Here is a 14,879-nt window from a genome sequence, read left to right on the forward strand (position 1 = left end):
GCGCATCAAGCACTTCCTCAACTGGGCCGGCCCCTTGGTCTACCTGGTGATGGTGGCGTTGATGATTGTGGTGTGGGTCCAGGCCGGTGATGAGCTGCTGCCCGCCGTCGCCACCATCTTCAGCGCCTCGGGCGAGCACTCCGGCAGTTCCATTGCCGCCTTCCTGGCCATCGTCGGCACCATGGTCGCCTACTTCGCCGCGGTGGTGATCAACTTCGGCGACTTCACCCGCTTCGTGCGCAGCGAGCGCGAAATGAAGCTCGGCAACCTGCTCGGCCTGCCGCTCAACGTGGCCTTCTTCTCGTTCATCGCCCTGATCATCACTGCCGGCACTCTGGTGCTGTTCGGCGATGCGCTGACCAATCCGGCGGATATCGTCGAGCGCGTCGATTCGCTGCCGCTGACCATCGTCGCGGCGCTGACCTTCTTCGCCGCCACCGTGGGCATCAACCTGGTCGCCAACTTCATTCCGCCGGCCTACGACCTGGCCAACCTGTTTCCCAGCAAGATCAGCTTCAAGATGGGGGGACTGATCACGGCGATCATTGCCTTCTTCGTCGGCGCGCTGTGGGTCTCGGTGATCAGCCAGATCGGCGTGCCCGGCTTCGTCAATGCGCTGGGGGCCGTCGTCGCGCCCTTCTATGGCATCATCGTGGTTGACTACTACCTGGTGAAGCGTCAGCACCTGGACATGGAGCAGTTGTTCTCTTCCGATCCGGCTGGCGCTTACTACTATGTCAAGGGCTGGAACAGCAAGGCCCTGCTGGCCTTCGCCATGGCGGCACTGTTCTCCATCTCCACCGTGCTGATCCCCGCCCTTAGTGGCCTGAATGGGTACGGCTGGCTGATCGGCGCCGGGCTCGGCGGCCTGCTCTACCATTTCCTGATGCGCAGCCATCAGGTGGCGGTGGCTCCAACCCAGCCGTAAGGCGTCCCTATTATCCCTGAACACGATACCCCCGGGCCACTTGGCCCGGGGGTATCGTGATGGTCGACACCTCTCGCGCTGCAATCTTCATCGCAGGCGGATTCGCCCTGGCTATCTTATGCTGCAGAGAACAAGACAACTCTTCAGCACAGGGAGCGCTTCAGGATGGACGGCGAACTGGAAATCAAGAGCATCGACTCGACGCTCCATAACGCGGACCTGGCCCCGATACCGCACAGCAAGCGCTCCTGGGGGTGGTTCGAGATCTTCAACGTGTGGTCCAACGACATCCAGAGCCTGTTCGGCTATACCCTGGCGGCCTCGCTGTTCCTGACCTATGGCCTGAACGGCTGGGCGGTGATGGCGGCCATCATCCTGGCCGGCGTCATCGTGATGGTGCTGGTCAACTTGACCGGCAAGCCCAGCGTCAAATATGGGGTTCCCTTCCCGGTGATGATCCGCGCCAGCATGGGGGTGCGCGGCGCCAACCTGCCGGCCATGCTGCGCGCGATCATCGGTATCTTCTGGTACGGGGTGCAGACCTATTTCGCCTCCACCGCGGTCGCACTATTGATCACGGCCTTCGTCGGCGCCGGCGACGGCAGCACGTTCCTGGGGCTGTCGGGCGTGGCCTGGGTGTCCTTCGTGATCGTATGGGTGTTCCAGATCGCGATCTTCTGGCAAGGCATCGACCGCATCAAACACTTTCTCAACTGGGCCGGCCCCTTGGTCTACCTGGTGATGGTGGCCTTGATGATCGTCGTCTGGATCCAGGCCGGCAGCGAGCTGATTCCCGCCATCGACACTATCTTCAGCGGTGGCGGCGAACGTTCCGGCAGCGCCATCGCCGCCTTCCTGGCCATCGTCGGCACCATGGTCGCCTACTTCGCCGCGGTGGTGATCAACTTCGGCGATTTCTCGCGCTTCGTGCGCAGCGAGCGCGAGATGAAGCTCGGCAACCTGCTTGGCCTGCCGCTCAACGTGGCCTTCTTCTCGTTCATCGCCCTGATCATCACCGCCGGCACCCTGGTGCTGTTCGGCGATGCCCTGACCAATCCGGCGGATATCGTCGAGCGCGTCGATTCGCTGCCGTTGACCATCGTCGCGGCGCTAACCTTCTTCGCCGCCACCGTGGGCATCAATCTGGTCGCCAACTTCATCCCGCCGGCCTACGACCTGGCCAACCTGTTTCCCAGCAAGATCAGCTTCAAGATGGGGGGACTGATCACGGCGATCATTGCCTTCTTCATCGGCGCGCTGTGGGTCTCGGTGATCAGCCAGATCGGCGTGCCCGGCTTCGTCAATGCCCTGGGGGCCATCATCGCGCCCTTCTACGGCATCATCGTGGTCGACTATTATCTGGTGAGGCAGCAGCGCCTGGATATCCAACAGATGTTTTCCTCGGCCCCCGACAGTGCCTACTACTACGTCAAGGGCTGGAACAGCAAGGCCCTGCTGGCCTTCGGGGTGGCCGCGCTGTTCTCGATCTCCTCGGTGTGGGTCCCGGCACTGGCGGCACTGACCGGCTATGCCTGGCTGATCGGCGCCGGGCTCGGCGGCCTGTTCTACTACTTCCTGATGCGCAACCATAAGGTCATGATTGCCCCGACCCAGCCGTAGCGTGCCCCCGGCCTTTGCCTCTCAAAACAACGCCCCGAGCCGATCGGCTCGGGGCGTTGTCCGTGCAGTTCGCTTGTCAGGCGGAAAAGATGCGGTGCAGATCGGGAACCTCGTCGACTTCCTCGACGATCGACAGCGACGCCTCGATGGTCTTGAGATGGCGGCCCATGAAGGCCTTGGCACGCTCGCCGTTGCCCTCCTCGAGGAAACGGATCAGCTCGTCATGGTCATGCGACTCGCAGCCCAGATGGCCGGTGTTGCCATAGACGGCCAGGATCAGCGACGAGCGCGAGCACAGCCGAGCGACGAACTCGGCCAGGGTGGCGTTGCCGGAGAGCTTGGCCAGGCGCTCGTGAAAGGCCGCCGACAGCTTGATCGCCGTGCTCTGCTCGCCGGCACGCAGGGCCTGGCGCTCGCGGGTCGCCATGTCGCGAAGTTCATGCACGTCGGTGGCGGTGATATTGCGCGCCGCCGCTTCCATCAGGCCGCACTCGACCATCTGGCGCGCGTCGAAGACGTCCTTGGCCTCGTCGGCGGTGGGGCGGGTCACGCTGGCACCGCGTCGCGGCGTCAGCGTGACCATCTGCTCCAGGGCCAGACGCTGCAGAATCTTGCGGATTCCGGTACGGCTGACGCCGAATACCTCGGACAGGGCGTCCTCGCGCAGACGTGCTCCCGGCTTCAGGCGATGCTCGATGATGGCATCGCTGATCGAGCGGTAGATGGCGTCATGACGTTCGGCACCGTCACCGTCCTTGCCCCGGCGCTTGGTCGCTGCCTGGTTAACAGGGACCGCCTTGTCATCGGACAATTGCTGGCGCTGACTCATGGCCGCACTCCTCGCTTCAGGTTCCGTTCGTCCAGATCATCATTGTATACGCTTTACCCGGACGACGACGACTGCCACGCCGGCCGTTCACTCCTCCCAAGCGGCGATGGTATCCCGCTCTTTCTGCGTCATATTGGTCATGTTGCCCAACGGCATGTAGCCGCTGGTGACGACCTGCTTGGTTTTCTGGCTCTGGCGCAGCAGCTGATCCGGGGTGTCATACACCACGCCGGCAGGGGGGGAAGAAAAGCCCGGCTGGGTCGGTTGCTGTGAATGGCATGCCACACAACGCTCGGTGACGATGGCATGCACCTCGTCCAGCGTTGGCCCTTCGGCGGCGGCCACGGCATCGGAAGCCGCCGGGCCGGAAGGCGCCGCCAGCCACACGCTGACCAGAACCAATGCCACTCCCGCAGCGGGGTAAGCCGGCTGGATCTTGCCGCTGTGCATCACGACGAAGAACTGACGGATCAAGGCACCGGCGAAGATGAACAGCGACATGATGACCCACGACAGTTCATGGCTGTACATGAACGAGTAGTGATTGCTCAGCATCAGCAACACCACCGGCAGGGTGAAGTAGGTGTTGTGCACGGAGCGCTGCTTGCCGCGCTTGCCATCCAACGGGTTGGGCGCCTCACCGGCTTCCATCGCCTTGACCATGCGACGCTGGCCGGGAATGATCCAGAAGAACACATTGGCCGACATCGCGGTGGCCATCACCGCACCGGTCAGCAGGAAGGCGGCGCGCCCCGCGAAGATCTGCGTGCTCAGGTAGGCGACGGCCACCATCAGCACCGCCACGGCCAGGCTCAGGATGCCGTCACGTTCCATGTTGGGGCTGATGCGCTTGCACATCTCGTTATAGACGACCCAGCCCAACAGCAGGAACACCAGCGCCGTGACGTTGGCTTGCCACCCCGTCATGCTGGCGGCCCATTCCCAGTTGCTGTTGGGGTCGACCAGATAGAAACCGGGATTGGTCATGTACAGCAGGACGAACAGGGCGAACCCCGACAGCCAGGTGGTATAGGACTTCCAGAACGACCAGTGCAGATCGCTGGGCAGTGTTTCCGGACTGGTGGCATATTTCTGGTTGTGGTAGAAGCCGCCGCCATGTACGGCCCACATTTCCCCGAACACCCCCTTCTTGCGGGTACTTTCGTCCCGGGGGGGGGTCAGGCTGTTATCCAGCATCACGAAGTAGATCGATTCACCGATCCAGGCGATCGCCGCGATGACGTGCAGCCATCGCAGCAACATGTTGGTGAAATCGAGGAGGTAGGCTTCCATAACTTGGCTCTCGTCTTATGCGGTTATTGTTCACTCAGGGAAGGGCAAGCCGGGACCTGGTGGAAAGTCGGCGAACGAAGGCCTGACGCTTCCCTAGCTGCCACGGTAGGTGGAGTAACTGTACGGAGAGAGCAACAGCGGCACATGGTAATGCTCATCGGCATCGGCCACGCCGAAACGCAGCGGGATGCGATCCAGGAAGCGTGGGTCACGCCCCGGGACGCCTTGGCGCTGCAGGTACTCGCCGGCGTGGAACAGCAGTTCATATTCGCCCACCGTGAAGTCGTCGCCTTCGAGGATCGGCGCATCGCAACGGCCGTCGTCGTTGGTCATCACCTCGGCCAGGCGGGTACGGCGCTCGCCTTCCAGGCGAAAGACTTCGACCCGGATGCCATGGCCGGGACGGCCCAGTGCGGTATCCAGTATGTGTGTCGTCAAGCGTCCCATAGGGCTCTCCCGTTATTATGGTGTAGGCTGTATCCCATCCTCATGAAGACAGTTTTAGCTCTAAAAAGAGTACATTTCAAAGTTTTTTTGTATACAGTTAGTGTATCGCATCACCGATAACCGCCCCTAACGCCCGCCAAGGAGACACCCGCGATGAGCGACAAGACCCTGACCCCTCGCCCCAGCACCCTCGACCGCGCCGACTTCGTCGGCCGCTTCGGTGACATCTACGAGCACTCGCCGTGGGTCGCCGAGGAGACTTGGGACAATGGCCTGACGCACGACCAGGACACCCCTTCCGGCCTGGCTTCGGCCATGGGAGCCGTGCTCGCCGCTGCCAGCGCCGAACGCCAGCTCGAGGTGATTCGCGCCCACCCGGACCTGGCCGGCAAGGCCGCCCTGGCTGGCGACCTGACCGACGACTCGACTCGCGAGCAGGCCGGCGCCGGTCTCGACCAGTGCACCCCGGAAGAGCTGGCGCGCTTCGAGCGATTGAATGACGCCTATAAGGCCCGTTTCGGCTTTCCCTTCGTGATGGCGGTCAGGGGCAACGATCGCCATGCCATCCTGGCGGCCTTCGAAACACGGCTGCACAACAGCCCCGACGAGGAGCGGCGCACCGCCATCGAACAGATCAACCGCATCGCCCGCCTGCGACTCGAGGACCGTGTTGCATAAACGGAATGGAACGAATTTCCGTCCCCACGACAGGCAGCCGACGAGCGTGTATGCTAGGGCGCAGAGACGAACGCATGTTGGCGATAGCGTGGGAGACGAAGGCGTGACGACGGAGACCAAACGCAAACCAGTGGGCCGCCCCGCAGGGTCGGGCAAGAGCAGCGGTGGCCACAGCCAGTCGCTGGTTCGTGGGCTCAACATCCTCGAGGGGCTAGCGGCGGCGCCGGGCGGCCTGGGCTTGTCGGATATCGCACAGATCGTCGGCCTGGCGCCTTCCACCACCCATCGCCTGCTTCAGGCCCTGCACAAGCAGGGATTCATTTCCCAGGATGCCGAACTCGGCCTGTGGAAGATCGGCGTCAAGACCTTCCAGATCGGCAACACCTTCCTGGAAGCGCGCGACTTCGTGGCCACCGCCCGGCCCTTCCTGCGCCGCCTGACCGAGGAAACCGGCGAATCGGCCAACCTCGGCATTCGCGACGACGGCATGGCAGTGTTCCTGGCCCAGAGCGAATCGCCGCAGATGATGCGCATGATCACCCGGCTCGGCTCGCGCGCCCCGATGCATGCCTCCGGGGTCGGCAAGGCGCTGCTCGCCTGGCTGCCGGACAAGGAGATCGAGCGCATCCTGCAGGCGCGAGGCCTGCCGCGGGTCACCGACAATACCATCGATACCCCGGCTCGCCTGCGCGAGGGCTTGGCCGAGATTCGCCGTCAAGGCTACGCCTGCGACCGCGAGGAGCACGCCGTGGGCCTGCACTGCGTGGCGGCCTCGATCCACGACGAACAGGGATTCCCGCTGGCGGCGATCTCGGTCTCCGGGCCGGTGGCACGCATTCCCGAATCGCGCCTGGCCGAACTCGGCGGCCTGGTCGGCCGCGCCGCGCGCGAGATCACCACCCAGCTCGGTGGCCGGTTGCCATCTGCGAGCGACTACTGAGTCCATAAAGAGCCGTGGGCCCGTGATGCGCAGGGTGTTGGCGGTTACACTAACGCCAATTCCATTGCCGCACTACGAGGCCCTCGATGAGTCCCCATCTGCTGTCCGTCGATTCGCTATCCCGTGACCAGGTCGATCACCTGCTGCGCGTCGCTTCGCGCATGGAACCGATTGCCCAGCGCCGCAAGATCACTCGGGTGCTGGAAGGCGCGGTGCTCGGCAACCTGTTCTTTGAGGCCAGCACGCGCACGCGGGTGAGCTTCCATGCCGCCTTCTGCCGGCTGGGTGGCAGTGTCTGCGACACCACCGGCTTCACCTTCTCGTCAATGGCCAAGGGCGAGTCGCTCTACGACACCAGCCGGGTGATGAGCGGCTACTGCGATGCCATCGTCATGCGTCATCCCGAGCAGGGCTCGGTGGCGGAATTCGCCGCGGCGACCCACGTGCCGGTGATCAACGGCGGCGACGGCCCCGGCGAGCACCCCAGTCAGGCGCTACTAGACCTCTACACCATCGACAAGGAGTTCACCCGGCTCGGCAAATCGCTCGCCGGCGCCCATATCCTGCTCACCGGCGACCTCAAGTACGGCCGCACCGTGCACTCGTTGATCAAGCTGCTGTCGCTGTACGCTCCCATGCGTATCACCCTGGTCGCACCACCGGGACTGGAAATGCCCTCCACGCTGGTCGATCTGGTGGTTTCCCGCGGCCACCGGGTCGAGCAGCGCGACAGCCTGGCCAGCGACTTCTCGGACCTCGATGTGGTCTACACCACGCGCATCCAGAAGGAGCGCTTCACCGAAGAGATGAACGAGAGCTTCGGCGTGCTGTCGCGGGGCTTCACCGTCGATCGCGTCTTCATGGACCAGCGCTGCGGACGCGACACCATCGTCATGCATCCGCTGCCGCGCGACAGCCGCCCCGATGCCAACGATCTCGATGTGGACCTGAACGGTGACCCGCGTCTGGCGATCTTCCGCCAGACCGACAACGGTATCCCCGTGCGCATGGCGATTTTCGCCACCCTGCTGAAGGTGGAGGAACTGATCGAAAAAGACTTGCGCGAGGTGCGCTGGTTCGTGCCGAAGAAGATCGGCGTCGACGATACTCAACCCATCTGACGGCCGCTTGGTAGACTTTTGGATGGCTGCGCGGCACGGCGGCATATGCCAGACTGCCGCGAGCGGGGAGGGCTGCTTGCCTTTGGCCCACGTTGGGACAACCCGTATCGATTCCGAGTCGACGATCCGACCGACTGCCAGTCGCGAAGGGGAGGAGTTGCGCCAATGAACCTGAACCGGGCCTATATCCTGCTGGGTATCTTCTACAGTCTGCTTGTCCTGCTGGGCGCCGCCGCCTTGCTGATCGGGGCCGGCTCCCCCATGTCGCTGGTACAGGTGGCGGTTGGTGCCCTGACGGTGATCGGGCTATGGGGCTATATCCTCGACAAGGGCTTTCTCAATCCGCGCTTATGGCGGCCGTTCGCCTACCTGGTGGGCACTGGCGTCGTAGTGCAACTCGTGGCGACGTTCACGGCCTCGCTGTCCACCGTCGACATCACCTGGCTGCTGGCCAGCGCTGTGTTTTCCGCACTGCTGATCTTCATCCTGCACCGGTACGGTGATCGCGACCAGGACCTCTGGGCCACACCCGAGGAGATCGAAGGCGGCCGAGTACTGGGCGAGCTGCTGTCCCGGCAGCCGGAACTGATCTTGGAGAAACAAGAACAGGACAGGCAGGCCATCGTCAATGTGTCAATGGTCGGGGAGCGCTATCGCGCCGGCGTGGTCAGGGCGCGGGGAGAAGCGGAAGAACGCTTCGAAGCGCACTTCTCGAGCCTCTCGACATTGGCCTTCTTCATCGAGAAGTACACCTGCATCACGGTAGGGGACTTCGGTCGCAAGTATGCTAGCGGCTCCGCGAGCGCTGCGTAACCACACAGCGGCCCGCTCTGCCGCCTTGCGCCGTTCATGGGCGGGGCGACAGCCCTTCGCGGAGCGCGAAGAAGCTCTCCAGAATCAACTGGGCGGCCAGCCCGTCGACGCCCTCCTCGCGGTAGTTGCCGCGGTGACCGGCTTCGCGGGCGATGGCCTTGGCCTCACGGGTCGAGCCGCGCTCGTCGATCATCTCGCAGGGCTTGCCGTAACGGCCATACAGGCGCTTGCCGAACTTGCGCGCCCGGGTACTCATCTCGGACTCGCTGCCGTCCATGTTCAGCGGCAGGCCAACCACGAACAGGTCCGGCCGCCATTCGTCCACCAGCCGGGTGACAAGGCTCCAGTCGGGAATGCCGTCGCGTGCCGGCAACGGCTCCAGCGCCGTGGCACGGCCGACCATTTCGTTACCCACCGCCACGCCGATACGCCGCACACCGAAATCGAAGGCCAGCACCAGCCGTTGTCCTGCTTCGGCCATCAACGCTGCCCTGCCATGGTCATGAGTGCCCCGCATCGCGGCTCATCAGGTTCAGATCGATCCCCAGGATGCCGGCGGCGGCATGCAGCCGCTGCTCCGGCGGCACGTCGAAGAGGATATCGGCACGCCCCTCCACCGTCAGCCAGGCGTTCTCCTTGAGCTCGTACTCGAGCTGCCCGGCTTCCCAGCCGGAGCACCCCAGACACACCAGGAAGTCCTTCGGTCCCTGCCCGGCGGCGAGCGCCTGCAGCATGTCCATGGAGGTGGTCAGGGCGATATCCTCGGCCACCTGGATGCTCGAATCCCAGGGCTGGCTGCTGCCACGATGCAGGATGAAACCGCGGTCCTTGTGCACCGGACCGCCATAGTACACCGGCGCATCGCGATGCGGGCTGTCGTCCCCTCCGAGGTCGAGCTGTTCGAACAGCGCGTCCAGGCTCAGGTCGAGGGGGCGGTTGACGATCACGCCCATGGTGCCGTTATCGTCATGATCGCACAGGTAGCTGAGGCTACCGGCGAAATTGGGGTCCTCGAGATGAGGCATCGCCAGCAGGAAATGATGTTGCAAGCTTTGCATGGGCCTCCCAGGCGGCAGGGGCGAAGCCATGCCCCTATTGCACGCCGAAATTGTTGCCGTTTCCGAAGCGCCAGACGCGGGAGATGGACAGGCTGTCGAGACCGGCCATGCCGCGATCGAAGGGCCGATAAGGCGCCGCACCGTGCACGGTATCCAGCGCCGCCTGATCGAGTTCGGAATGTCCTGACGATTGTACCACCTCTGCTTGCAGGAGCTGACCCTCCCGACCGATCACCACGCGAATACGCAACTGCCCACTGAGGTGGGCCGGTGCCGGGTAGACACGGTTGCCATAATCCTCGACGCGACGCGTCCACTGGTCGATATAACGCGCCTCGGCGGCTTGCCGGGCAGCCCGCCGACTGGGGTCCTCGTCCAGCGGACCCGCGTGACGCGTCTCGAAGCCCTGTCCGCGAATGCTCGAGGTGGCCTGGGCCAGCAAATCACGCCCACGCGCGCGGGGAACGGAAGCCGCCGGCGCCCCGTTGGCCTGGGACGCTGGCGGCGATGGCAACGCCCCATCCGGCTCCGGCACGCTTGGCGCTTCGTCGGCTGCCGGTTCCTGTGGCTCGGTCACCACCGGCTCGGCCTCGGCCACCCGCCCGATGACATCATCGGGCACCGCTACAGCCGGCGTCTCGTGGCTGGCTGCCGCCCGTTCAGCGGGCGGCACATCGGCCTCATCGCCACTGGCCTGCTGATTAAGCGCGGCGATGGCCGCGGCCGCCTCCGGCGCCACCGCAGGGCGGGTCACCAGCTCCACATCCAGGCTGGTGCGCTCCACCGGCGGCGCGGGCGCGAATCGCCAGTGCGCCACCCCCCCGATCAATAACACGTGCAGCAACACCGACAGCGCCCAGGCCAACCAGCGACGGTGCGGCCGGGTCACCGGCGAATAGTGGATCGGGTCGGTGATCGATAGCGCCATGGCGATTCCCCGACCGCGCCTACATCGATGCCCGATGCTGCGCGATGGCCTCCATCAGCATGCCACCGATATCGGTGCCGCGCTGATCGTCGATCTCGCGCACGCAGGTCGGGCTGGTGACATTGATCTCGGTGATGTAATCGCCGATCACGTCGAGGCCGACGAATACCAATCCCTTCTCGCGGATCATCGGCCTGACCTGTTCGACCAGCCAGTGATCGCGTTCGGTCAACTCGCGACTGACGCCACGTCCTCCGGCAGCCAGGTTGCCACGCGTTTCGCCGGCCATCGGCACACGTGCCAGGCCGTAGGGCACCGGCTCGCCGTCGATCAACAGGATCCGGGTGTCGCCGTCGGTGATCTCGGGGATATAGCGCTGGGCCATGATCTGGCGCTTGCCGCGCTCGGTGAGCGTCTCGATGATCGCGCCCAGGTTGCGGCCTTCGGGGCGCACATGAAAGATACCGCTGCCGCCCATGCCATCCAGCGGCTTGAAGATCACGTCGCCATGTTCGGCGTGGAAGGCCCGCAATACCGGCTCGCTGCAGGACACCAGGGTCGGCGTGCAGCACTGCGGAAACTGCTGGGCGAACAGCTTCTCGTTGCACTCCAGCAGCGCCCGGGTGGGATTGACCACCAGCACGCCGTCACGCTCGGCGAAGCCCAGCAGGTGCACGGCATTGAGGAAGTGGCTATCGACCGGGGGATCCTTGCGCATCAGGATCACATCGAGTTCGGTCAGCGGCGCGACTCGCGGCTCCCCCAGGCGATACCAGCGTTCGGGGTCGCGGAATGCCTCGAGATCGCGTAGCCGCCCCCAGGCATGGCCATCCTGCAGGAACAGGTCCTCCTGCTCCATGTAGTGCAGCGACCAGCCACGCGCCTGGGCGGCCCACAGCATGGCCAGAGTGGTGTCCTTCTTGTAGGCGATATCGGCGATGGTATCCATGACCACGCCGACCTTGAGAGGGCGTTGACGCATTTCAGGCGGCCTTCCACGAAAGGGGAATAATGAGCGCAGTATGCCGCAGGGCGAAGAAGAAGACCAAGGTAGGCGCTCAGTCCTCTTGCTCCGCCAGCAACCGGATACCCTCGGTCTCGATGACGATCAGGCGCTTCTTGTAGAGCCGGCCGATGGCCTGCTTGAAGGCGCTCTTGCTCACGCCCAGGCGCGCCTTGACCTCGGCGGCCGGGCTCTTGTCGGAGAGCGCCAGATAGCCGTGGTTGCAGCGCAGGAGTTCGAGCACCTTGTCGCCCACCATATCCAGTCTGGCCGCGCCGGGCGGCAGCAGCGACAGGTCCAACCGGCCGTCGTCACGCACGCGCTTCACATAGGCGGTCAACCGCTGGCCACGACGCGGCGCCTGGGGCAGGTCGTCGTGATAGAGCAGCCCCCAGAAGCGGTGGTCGACCACCGCCTTGACGCCCAGCTCGGTGCGCTCGGCGATCATCAGTTCGACCTTGTCTCCCGTCGCCAGTCCCGATGCCGCGTCCTGGATGAAACGGTCGAGCCGCTGAGAGGCCACCGGGCGGCCACGATCGTCCTCATAGACCATGACCAGCACCCGCTTGCCGGGCTCGGGCCGGAAGCGCTGCTCGCCATAGGGCAGCAGCAGATCCTTGGGCTGCCCCCAGTCGAGGAAGGCGCCGGTATCGTTGACCGTCACCACCTGGAGATAAGCCACCTGGCCGGGATGCGCCAGGGGTGAGCGATCGGCACCGTCTCGACCGCCAGCAGAAAACGGGGCGCGCGGACCTGAAGCAGTGGGGTGATCCTTGAATGACCGGGACATGGTGGTTTCCTGCGAGGATGTCGGCCCATTATGCGACCGTGAAGCCGTCACGGGCAAAGCCTCGAGTCAGGCCCCGGATAGTCGTCCTGCGACCCGATAGGCTCATAGCCCATCTCACCGCTAGACGTTGCGCTCAGGAGGATGGTGCTGATCGACGCCTCGCCGCCTGCAGGGTGTTGTGCATCAGCATGGCGATGGTCATCGGCCCGACCCCACCCGGTACCGGGGTGATGGCCGAAGCCAGCGGCGCGACCGCGTCGAAATCGACATCCCCGACCAGTTTCCCCTTGCCGTCTTCGCCCTCGACACGGTTGATGCCGACGTCGATCACCACCGCGCCGGGCTTGATCCAGTCGCCGGTGACCAATCCGGGCACGCCCACCGCCGCGACCACGATGTCCGCCTGACGACAGATCTCCGCCGGTGACGGCGTGCGGCTGTGTATCACGGTCACGGTGGCGTTGCGTGCCAGCAGCAGACTGGCCATCGGTTTGCCAACGATATTGGAGCGGCCGATGACCACCGCCCGCTTGCCGCTAAGATCGGCCCCCAACACCTGTTCGATCAGATGCAGGGCGCCCTTGGGCGTGCAGGGCAGTAGCGCGGCATCGATGGTGCCGGTCGCCAGGCGGCCCACGTTGAGGTAGTGGAAGCCGTCGACGTCCTTGTCGGGCGCAATCGCCTGGATCACGCGGTCGGCATCGATCTGTGCCGGCAGCGGCAACTGCACGAGAATGCCGTGGATATCAGGATCGCTATTGAGCGACTCGATCAACGCCAGGAGATCGGCTTGGGTGGTTGTGGCCGGCAGGTCGTACTGGCGCGAGAGGAAGCCGCACGCCTCGGCGCGCCGCCCCTTGTTGCGCACATAGACCTGACTGGCCGGATCGTCACCGACCAGCACTACCGCCAGCCCCGGAGTGAGCCCTTCGCGTTCGACGGTCTCGCGCACCTCATCGACGAGAGCGCTCGCCGTCCGCTTGCCATCGAGAATGCGTGGCTTGTCAGAAGATGATGGTGCGATCGTCATTGAGCAGAATCCGGTGTTCGAGGAGGGGTTTAATGGCCATGGCCGCATGGTCGACGCGCTGCACATCCTGCTCGATGATCGGTCCTTCGTCCAGATCGGCGGTTACCACCCTAGGGTATCGCACGAAACCTTGGAGGGCTCAAGCCCACTGCCCGATGGAGCATCTATGCTTGTGTCATGGACAAGCATCGATACAGGGCACGGAGGCCGATTCATCCTGATCCGACAAGGTTAATACCCTCAAACGCATGAGTCGCGGAGATGGGAGGTACCCGACATGGCCACGTATCTGATTCTTACCCGCCTGGAACCGACGGCGGTGTCGGACCCCGCCGAATTGAAGACGATCGCGAAGACCGTGAAGGAAAAGATCAAGGAACGCTGCCCAGGGGTCGATTGGAAGGACAGCTACGCCACACTGGGACAATTCGACGTCATCGATGTGGTGGAGAGCAATGACCCCAAGGAGGTGGAGCGGGCGGCCATGATCATTCGCTCGTATGGCCACGGCAGCACGGAAACGCTGCTTGCGACACCGTGGAAGGAGTTCCTTGAGGCAATGTGAAGGTCGTGAAGTTGCGCAGGGCCGGGGCGGGAACGTCCCTGTCTCGGTCCGAGCGGGAATCAGGAACGGCACACCATGTCCGGGTCGCCGTAACGGCAGGGACCACTCAAGGTTGCCCCAGATCGCCGAAATGATACTGCAGCAGCGTCAAAGCCACCACGGGAGCGGTTTCGGTGCGCAGGATGCGCGGGCCGAGGGTGAGGGGAGCAAAGCTTGATGCCAGCGCGGCAGCGACTTCCCGGGAGGAAAGCCCCCCTTCGGGGCCGATCAGCAGGGCAGCCGAAGAGGGCGAAGCGTGCCGCTCGAGGCCGCCTTCGGTAGTGGGGTGCAGCACCAGGCGCAACGGCTCATCACGACCGGCGAGCCATTCGCTGAGCATCACGGGGGGATGTATGGACGGGACGACAGCGCGACCGCACTGCTCGCAGGCGCTGGCCGCGACCGCCTGCCAGTGAGCGAGCTTTTTCGCCTGACGCTCGCCCTTGAGGCGCACGTCGCCGTGTTCGGTATACAGCGGCGTGATAGCGGTGACACCCAGCTCCACGGCCTTCTGGATGGCATAGTCCATGCGCTCGCCCTTGGAAACCGCCTGGCCGAGGTGCACCGCCAGCGGCGACTCGGCCATCCCGGGCCCGGTGGCGTCAATGCGCACCGCGACACGCTTGCGGCCGGCCTCGACCAGCACGGCTCGGGCTTCCTGGCCGCGACCGTCGAACAGGGTCAGTTCGGCGCCCTCGCGCAGGCGCAGCACCAGGGCAATGTGGCGTGCCGCGCCTTCGGGCAGAACAAGGTCGCCGCCGACGGCAAAGTCGGCGGCGACATGGATGCGCGGTGCA

18 protein-coding genes are annotated in these 14,879 nt (G+C 64.5%); 7 read left to right on the plus strand and 11 right to left on the minus strand.

The window, feature by feature from the left end:
- Together ACFOEV_RS09390 and ACFOEV_RS09395 are read left to right on the plus strand one after the other, a co-directional pair.
- A partial coding sequence (locus ACFOEV_RS09390) for a cytosine permease (protein WP_386773199.1) occupies window positions 1-928 on the plus strand: 928 nt, incomplete at its 5' end.
- 165 nt (window positions 929-1,093) lie between these two features.
- On the plus strand, window positions 1,094-2,548 hold the full coding sequence (locus ACFOEV_RS09395; RefSeq protein WP_386773201.1) for an NCS1 family nucleobase:cation symporter-1: 1,455 nt from the start codon (window positions 1,094-1,096) through the stop codon (window positions 2,546-2,548).
- A gap of 76 nt (window positions 2,549-2,624) precedes the next feature.
- Here the strand turns inward: ACFOEV_RS09395 and ACFOEV_RS09400 are convergent, their stop codons facing one another.
- From ACFOEV_RS09400 to uraH, 3 genes are all read right to left on the minus strand, one after another.
- Window positions 2,625-3,377, minus strand: a complete 753-nt coding sequence (locus ACFOEV_RS09400; protein WP_386773203.1) for a GntR family transcriptional regulator — start codon at window positions 3,375-3,377, stop codon at window positions 2,625-2,627.
- A gap of 87 nt (window positions 3,378-3,464) precedes the next feature.
- On the minus strand, window positions 3,465-4,670 hold the full coding sequence (locus ACFOEV_RS09405; protein ID WP_386773205.1) for a urate hydroxylase PuuD: 1,206 nt from the start codon (window positions 4,668-4,670) through the stop codon (window positions 3,465-3,467).
- 93 nt (window positions 4,671-4,763) lie between these two features.
- Window positions 4,764-5,117 (minus strand): hydroxyisourate hydrolase, encoded by a 354-nt coding sequence (uraH, locus tag ACFOEV_RS09410; protein WP_386773207.1) that lies wholly within the window; start codon window positions 5,115-5,117, stop codon window positions 4,764-4,766.
- Between the two features lie 153 nt (window positions 5,118-5,270).
- On the opposite strand from uraH, the gene uraD reads away from it, so the two are divergent.
- The 4 genes from uraD (at window position 5,271) to ACFOEV_RS09430 (ending at window position 8,669) form a co-directional block, all read left to right on the plus strand.
- Window positions 5,271-5,795: a 2-oxo-4-hydroxy-4-carboxy-5-ureidoimidazoline decarboxylase gene (gene uraD / locus ACFOEV_RS09415; RefSeq protein WP_386773209.1), complete on the plus strand. Its 525-nt coding sequence runs from the start codon at window positions 5,271-5,273 to the stop codon at window positions 5,793-5,795.
- Window positions 5,796-5,898: 103 nt separating this feature from the next.
- The gene (locus ACFOEV_RS09420; RefSeq protein WP_386773211.1) at window positions 5,899-6,735 is read left to right on the plus strand and encodes an IclR family transcriptional regulator; all 837 of its coding nucleotides are present in this window, start codon (window positions 5,899-5,901) and stop codon (window positions 6,733-6,735) included.
- Window positions 6,736-6,821: 86 nt separating this feature from the next.
- Window positions 6,822-7,856: an aspartate carbamoyltransferase gene (locus ACFOEV_RS09425; protein ID WP_386773213.1), complete on the plus strand. Its 1,035-nt coding sequence runs from the start codon at window positions 6,822-6,824 to the stop codon at window positions 7,854-7,856.
- A gap of 165 nt (window positions 7,857-8,021) precedes the next feature.
- Window positions 8,022-8,669, plus strand: a complete 648-nt coding sequence (locus ACFOEV_RS09430) for a hypothetical protein (protein ID WP_386773215.1) — start codon at window positions 8,022-8,024, stop codon at window positions 8,667-8,669.
- Between the two features lie 34 nt (window positions 8,670-8,703).
- On the opposite strand, the gene ruvX is transcribed toward ACFOEV_RS09430, so the two are convergent.
- The 7 genes from ruvX to ACFOEV_RS09465 form a co-directional block, all read right to left on the minus strand.
- Window positions 8,704-9,150, minus strand: coding sequence for a Holliday junction resolvase RuvX (ruvX, locus tag ACFOEV_RS09435; RefSeq protein WP_386773217.1), 447 nt, complete (start codon window positions 9,148-9,150; stop codon window positions 8,704-8,706).
- 19 nt (window positions 9,151-9,169) lie between these two features.
- Window positions 9,170-9,727: a YqgE/AlgH family protein gene (locus ACFOEV_RS09440; RefSeq protein ID WP_386773219.1), complete on the minus strand. Its 558-nt coding sequence runs from the start codon at window positions 9,725-9,727 to the stop codon at window positions 9,170-9,172.
- Window positions 9,728-9,761: 34 nt separating this feature from the next.
- The gene (locus tag ACFOEV_RS09445) at window positions 9,762-10,655 is read right to left on the minus strand and encodes an energy transducer TonB (protein WP_386773221.1); all 894 of its coding nucleotides are present in this window, start codon (window positions 10,653-10,655) and stop codon (window positions 9,762-9,764) included.
- Window positions 10,656-10,674: 19 nt separating this feature from the next.
- A complete protein-coding gene (gene gshB / locus ACFOEV_RS09450) occupies window positions 10,675-11,637 on the minus strand; it encodes a glutathione synthase (RefSeq protein WP_386773223.1) in 963 nt (320 codons plus the stop codon).
- Window positions 11,638-11,713: 76 nt separating this feature from the next.
- Window positions 11,714-12,448, minus strand: a complete 735-nt coding sequence (locus tag ACFOEV_RS09455) for a CvfB family protein (protein WP_386773225.1) — start codon at window positions 12,446-12,448, stop codon at window positions 11,714-11,716.
- Between the two features lie 133 nt (window positions 12,449-12,581).
- Complete coding sequence (gene folD, locus ACFOEV_RS09460) at window positions 12,582-13,478, minus strand: bifunctional methylenetetrahydrofolate dehydrogenase/methenyltetrahydrofolate cyclohydrolase FolD (protein ID WP_386773227.1); 897 nt, start codon at window positions 13,476-13,478, stop codon at window positions 12,582-12,584.
- On the minus strand, window positions 13,453-13,587 hold the full coding sequence (locus tag ACFOEV_RS09465; RefSeq protein WP_386773229.1) for a hypothetical protein: 135 nt from the start codon (window positions 13,585-13,587) through the stop codon (window positions 13,453-13,455). The genes folD and ACFOEV_RS09465 overlap by 26 nt, the downstream gene beginning before the upstream one ends.
- A 168-nt stretch (window positions 13,588-13,755) precedes the next feature.
- Here ACFOEV_RS09465 and ACFOEV_RS09470 point away from each other — a divergent pair, with 168 nt between their 5' ends.
- Window positions 13,756-14,043 (plus strand): GYD domain-containing protein, encoded by a 288-nt coding sequence (locus tag ACFOEV_RS09470; RefSeq protein ID WP_189466646.1) that lies wholly within the window; start codon window positions 13,756-13,758, stop codon window positions 14,041-14,043.
- A 106-nt stretch (window positions 14,044-14,149) separates the two neighbouring features.
- Here ACFOEV_RS09470 and ACFOEV_RS09475 read toward each other — a convergent pair.
- A partial coding sequence (locus tag ACFOEV_RS09475; protein ID WP_386773231.1) for a 16S rRNA (uracil(1498)-N(3))-methyltransferase occupies window positions 14,150-14,879 on the minus strand: 730 nt, incomplete at its 5' end.

Origin of the sequence: Litchfieldella rifensis (assembly GCF_042646605.1) — a bacterium.
Lineage (GTDB): Bacteria > Pseudomonadota > Gammaproteobacteria > Pseudomonadales > Halomonadaceae > Litchfieldella > Litchfieldella rifensis.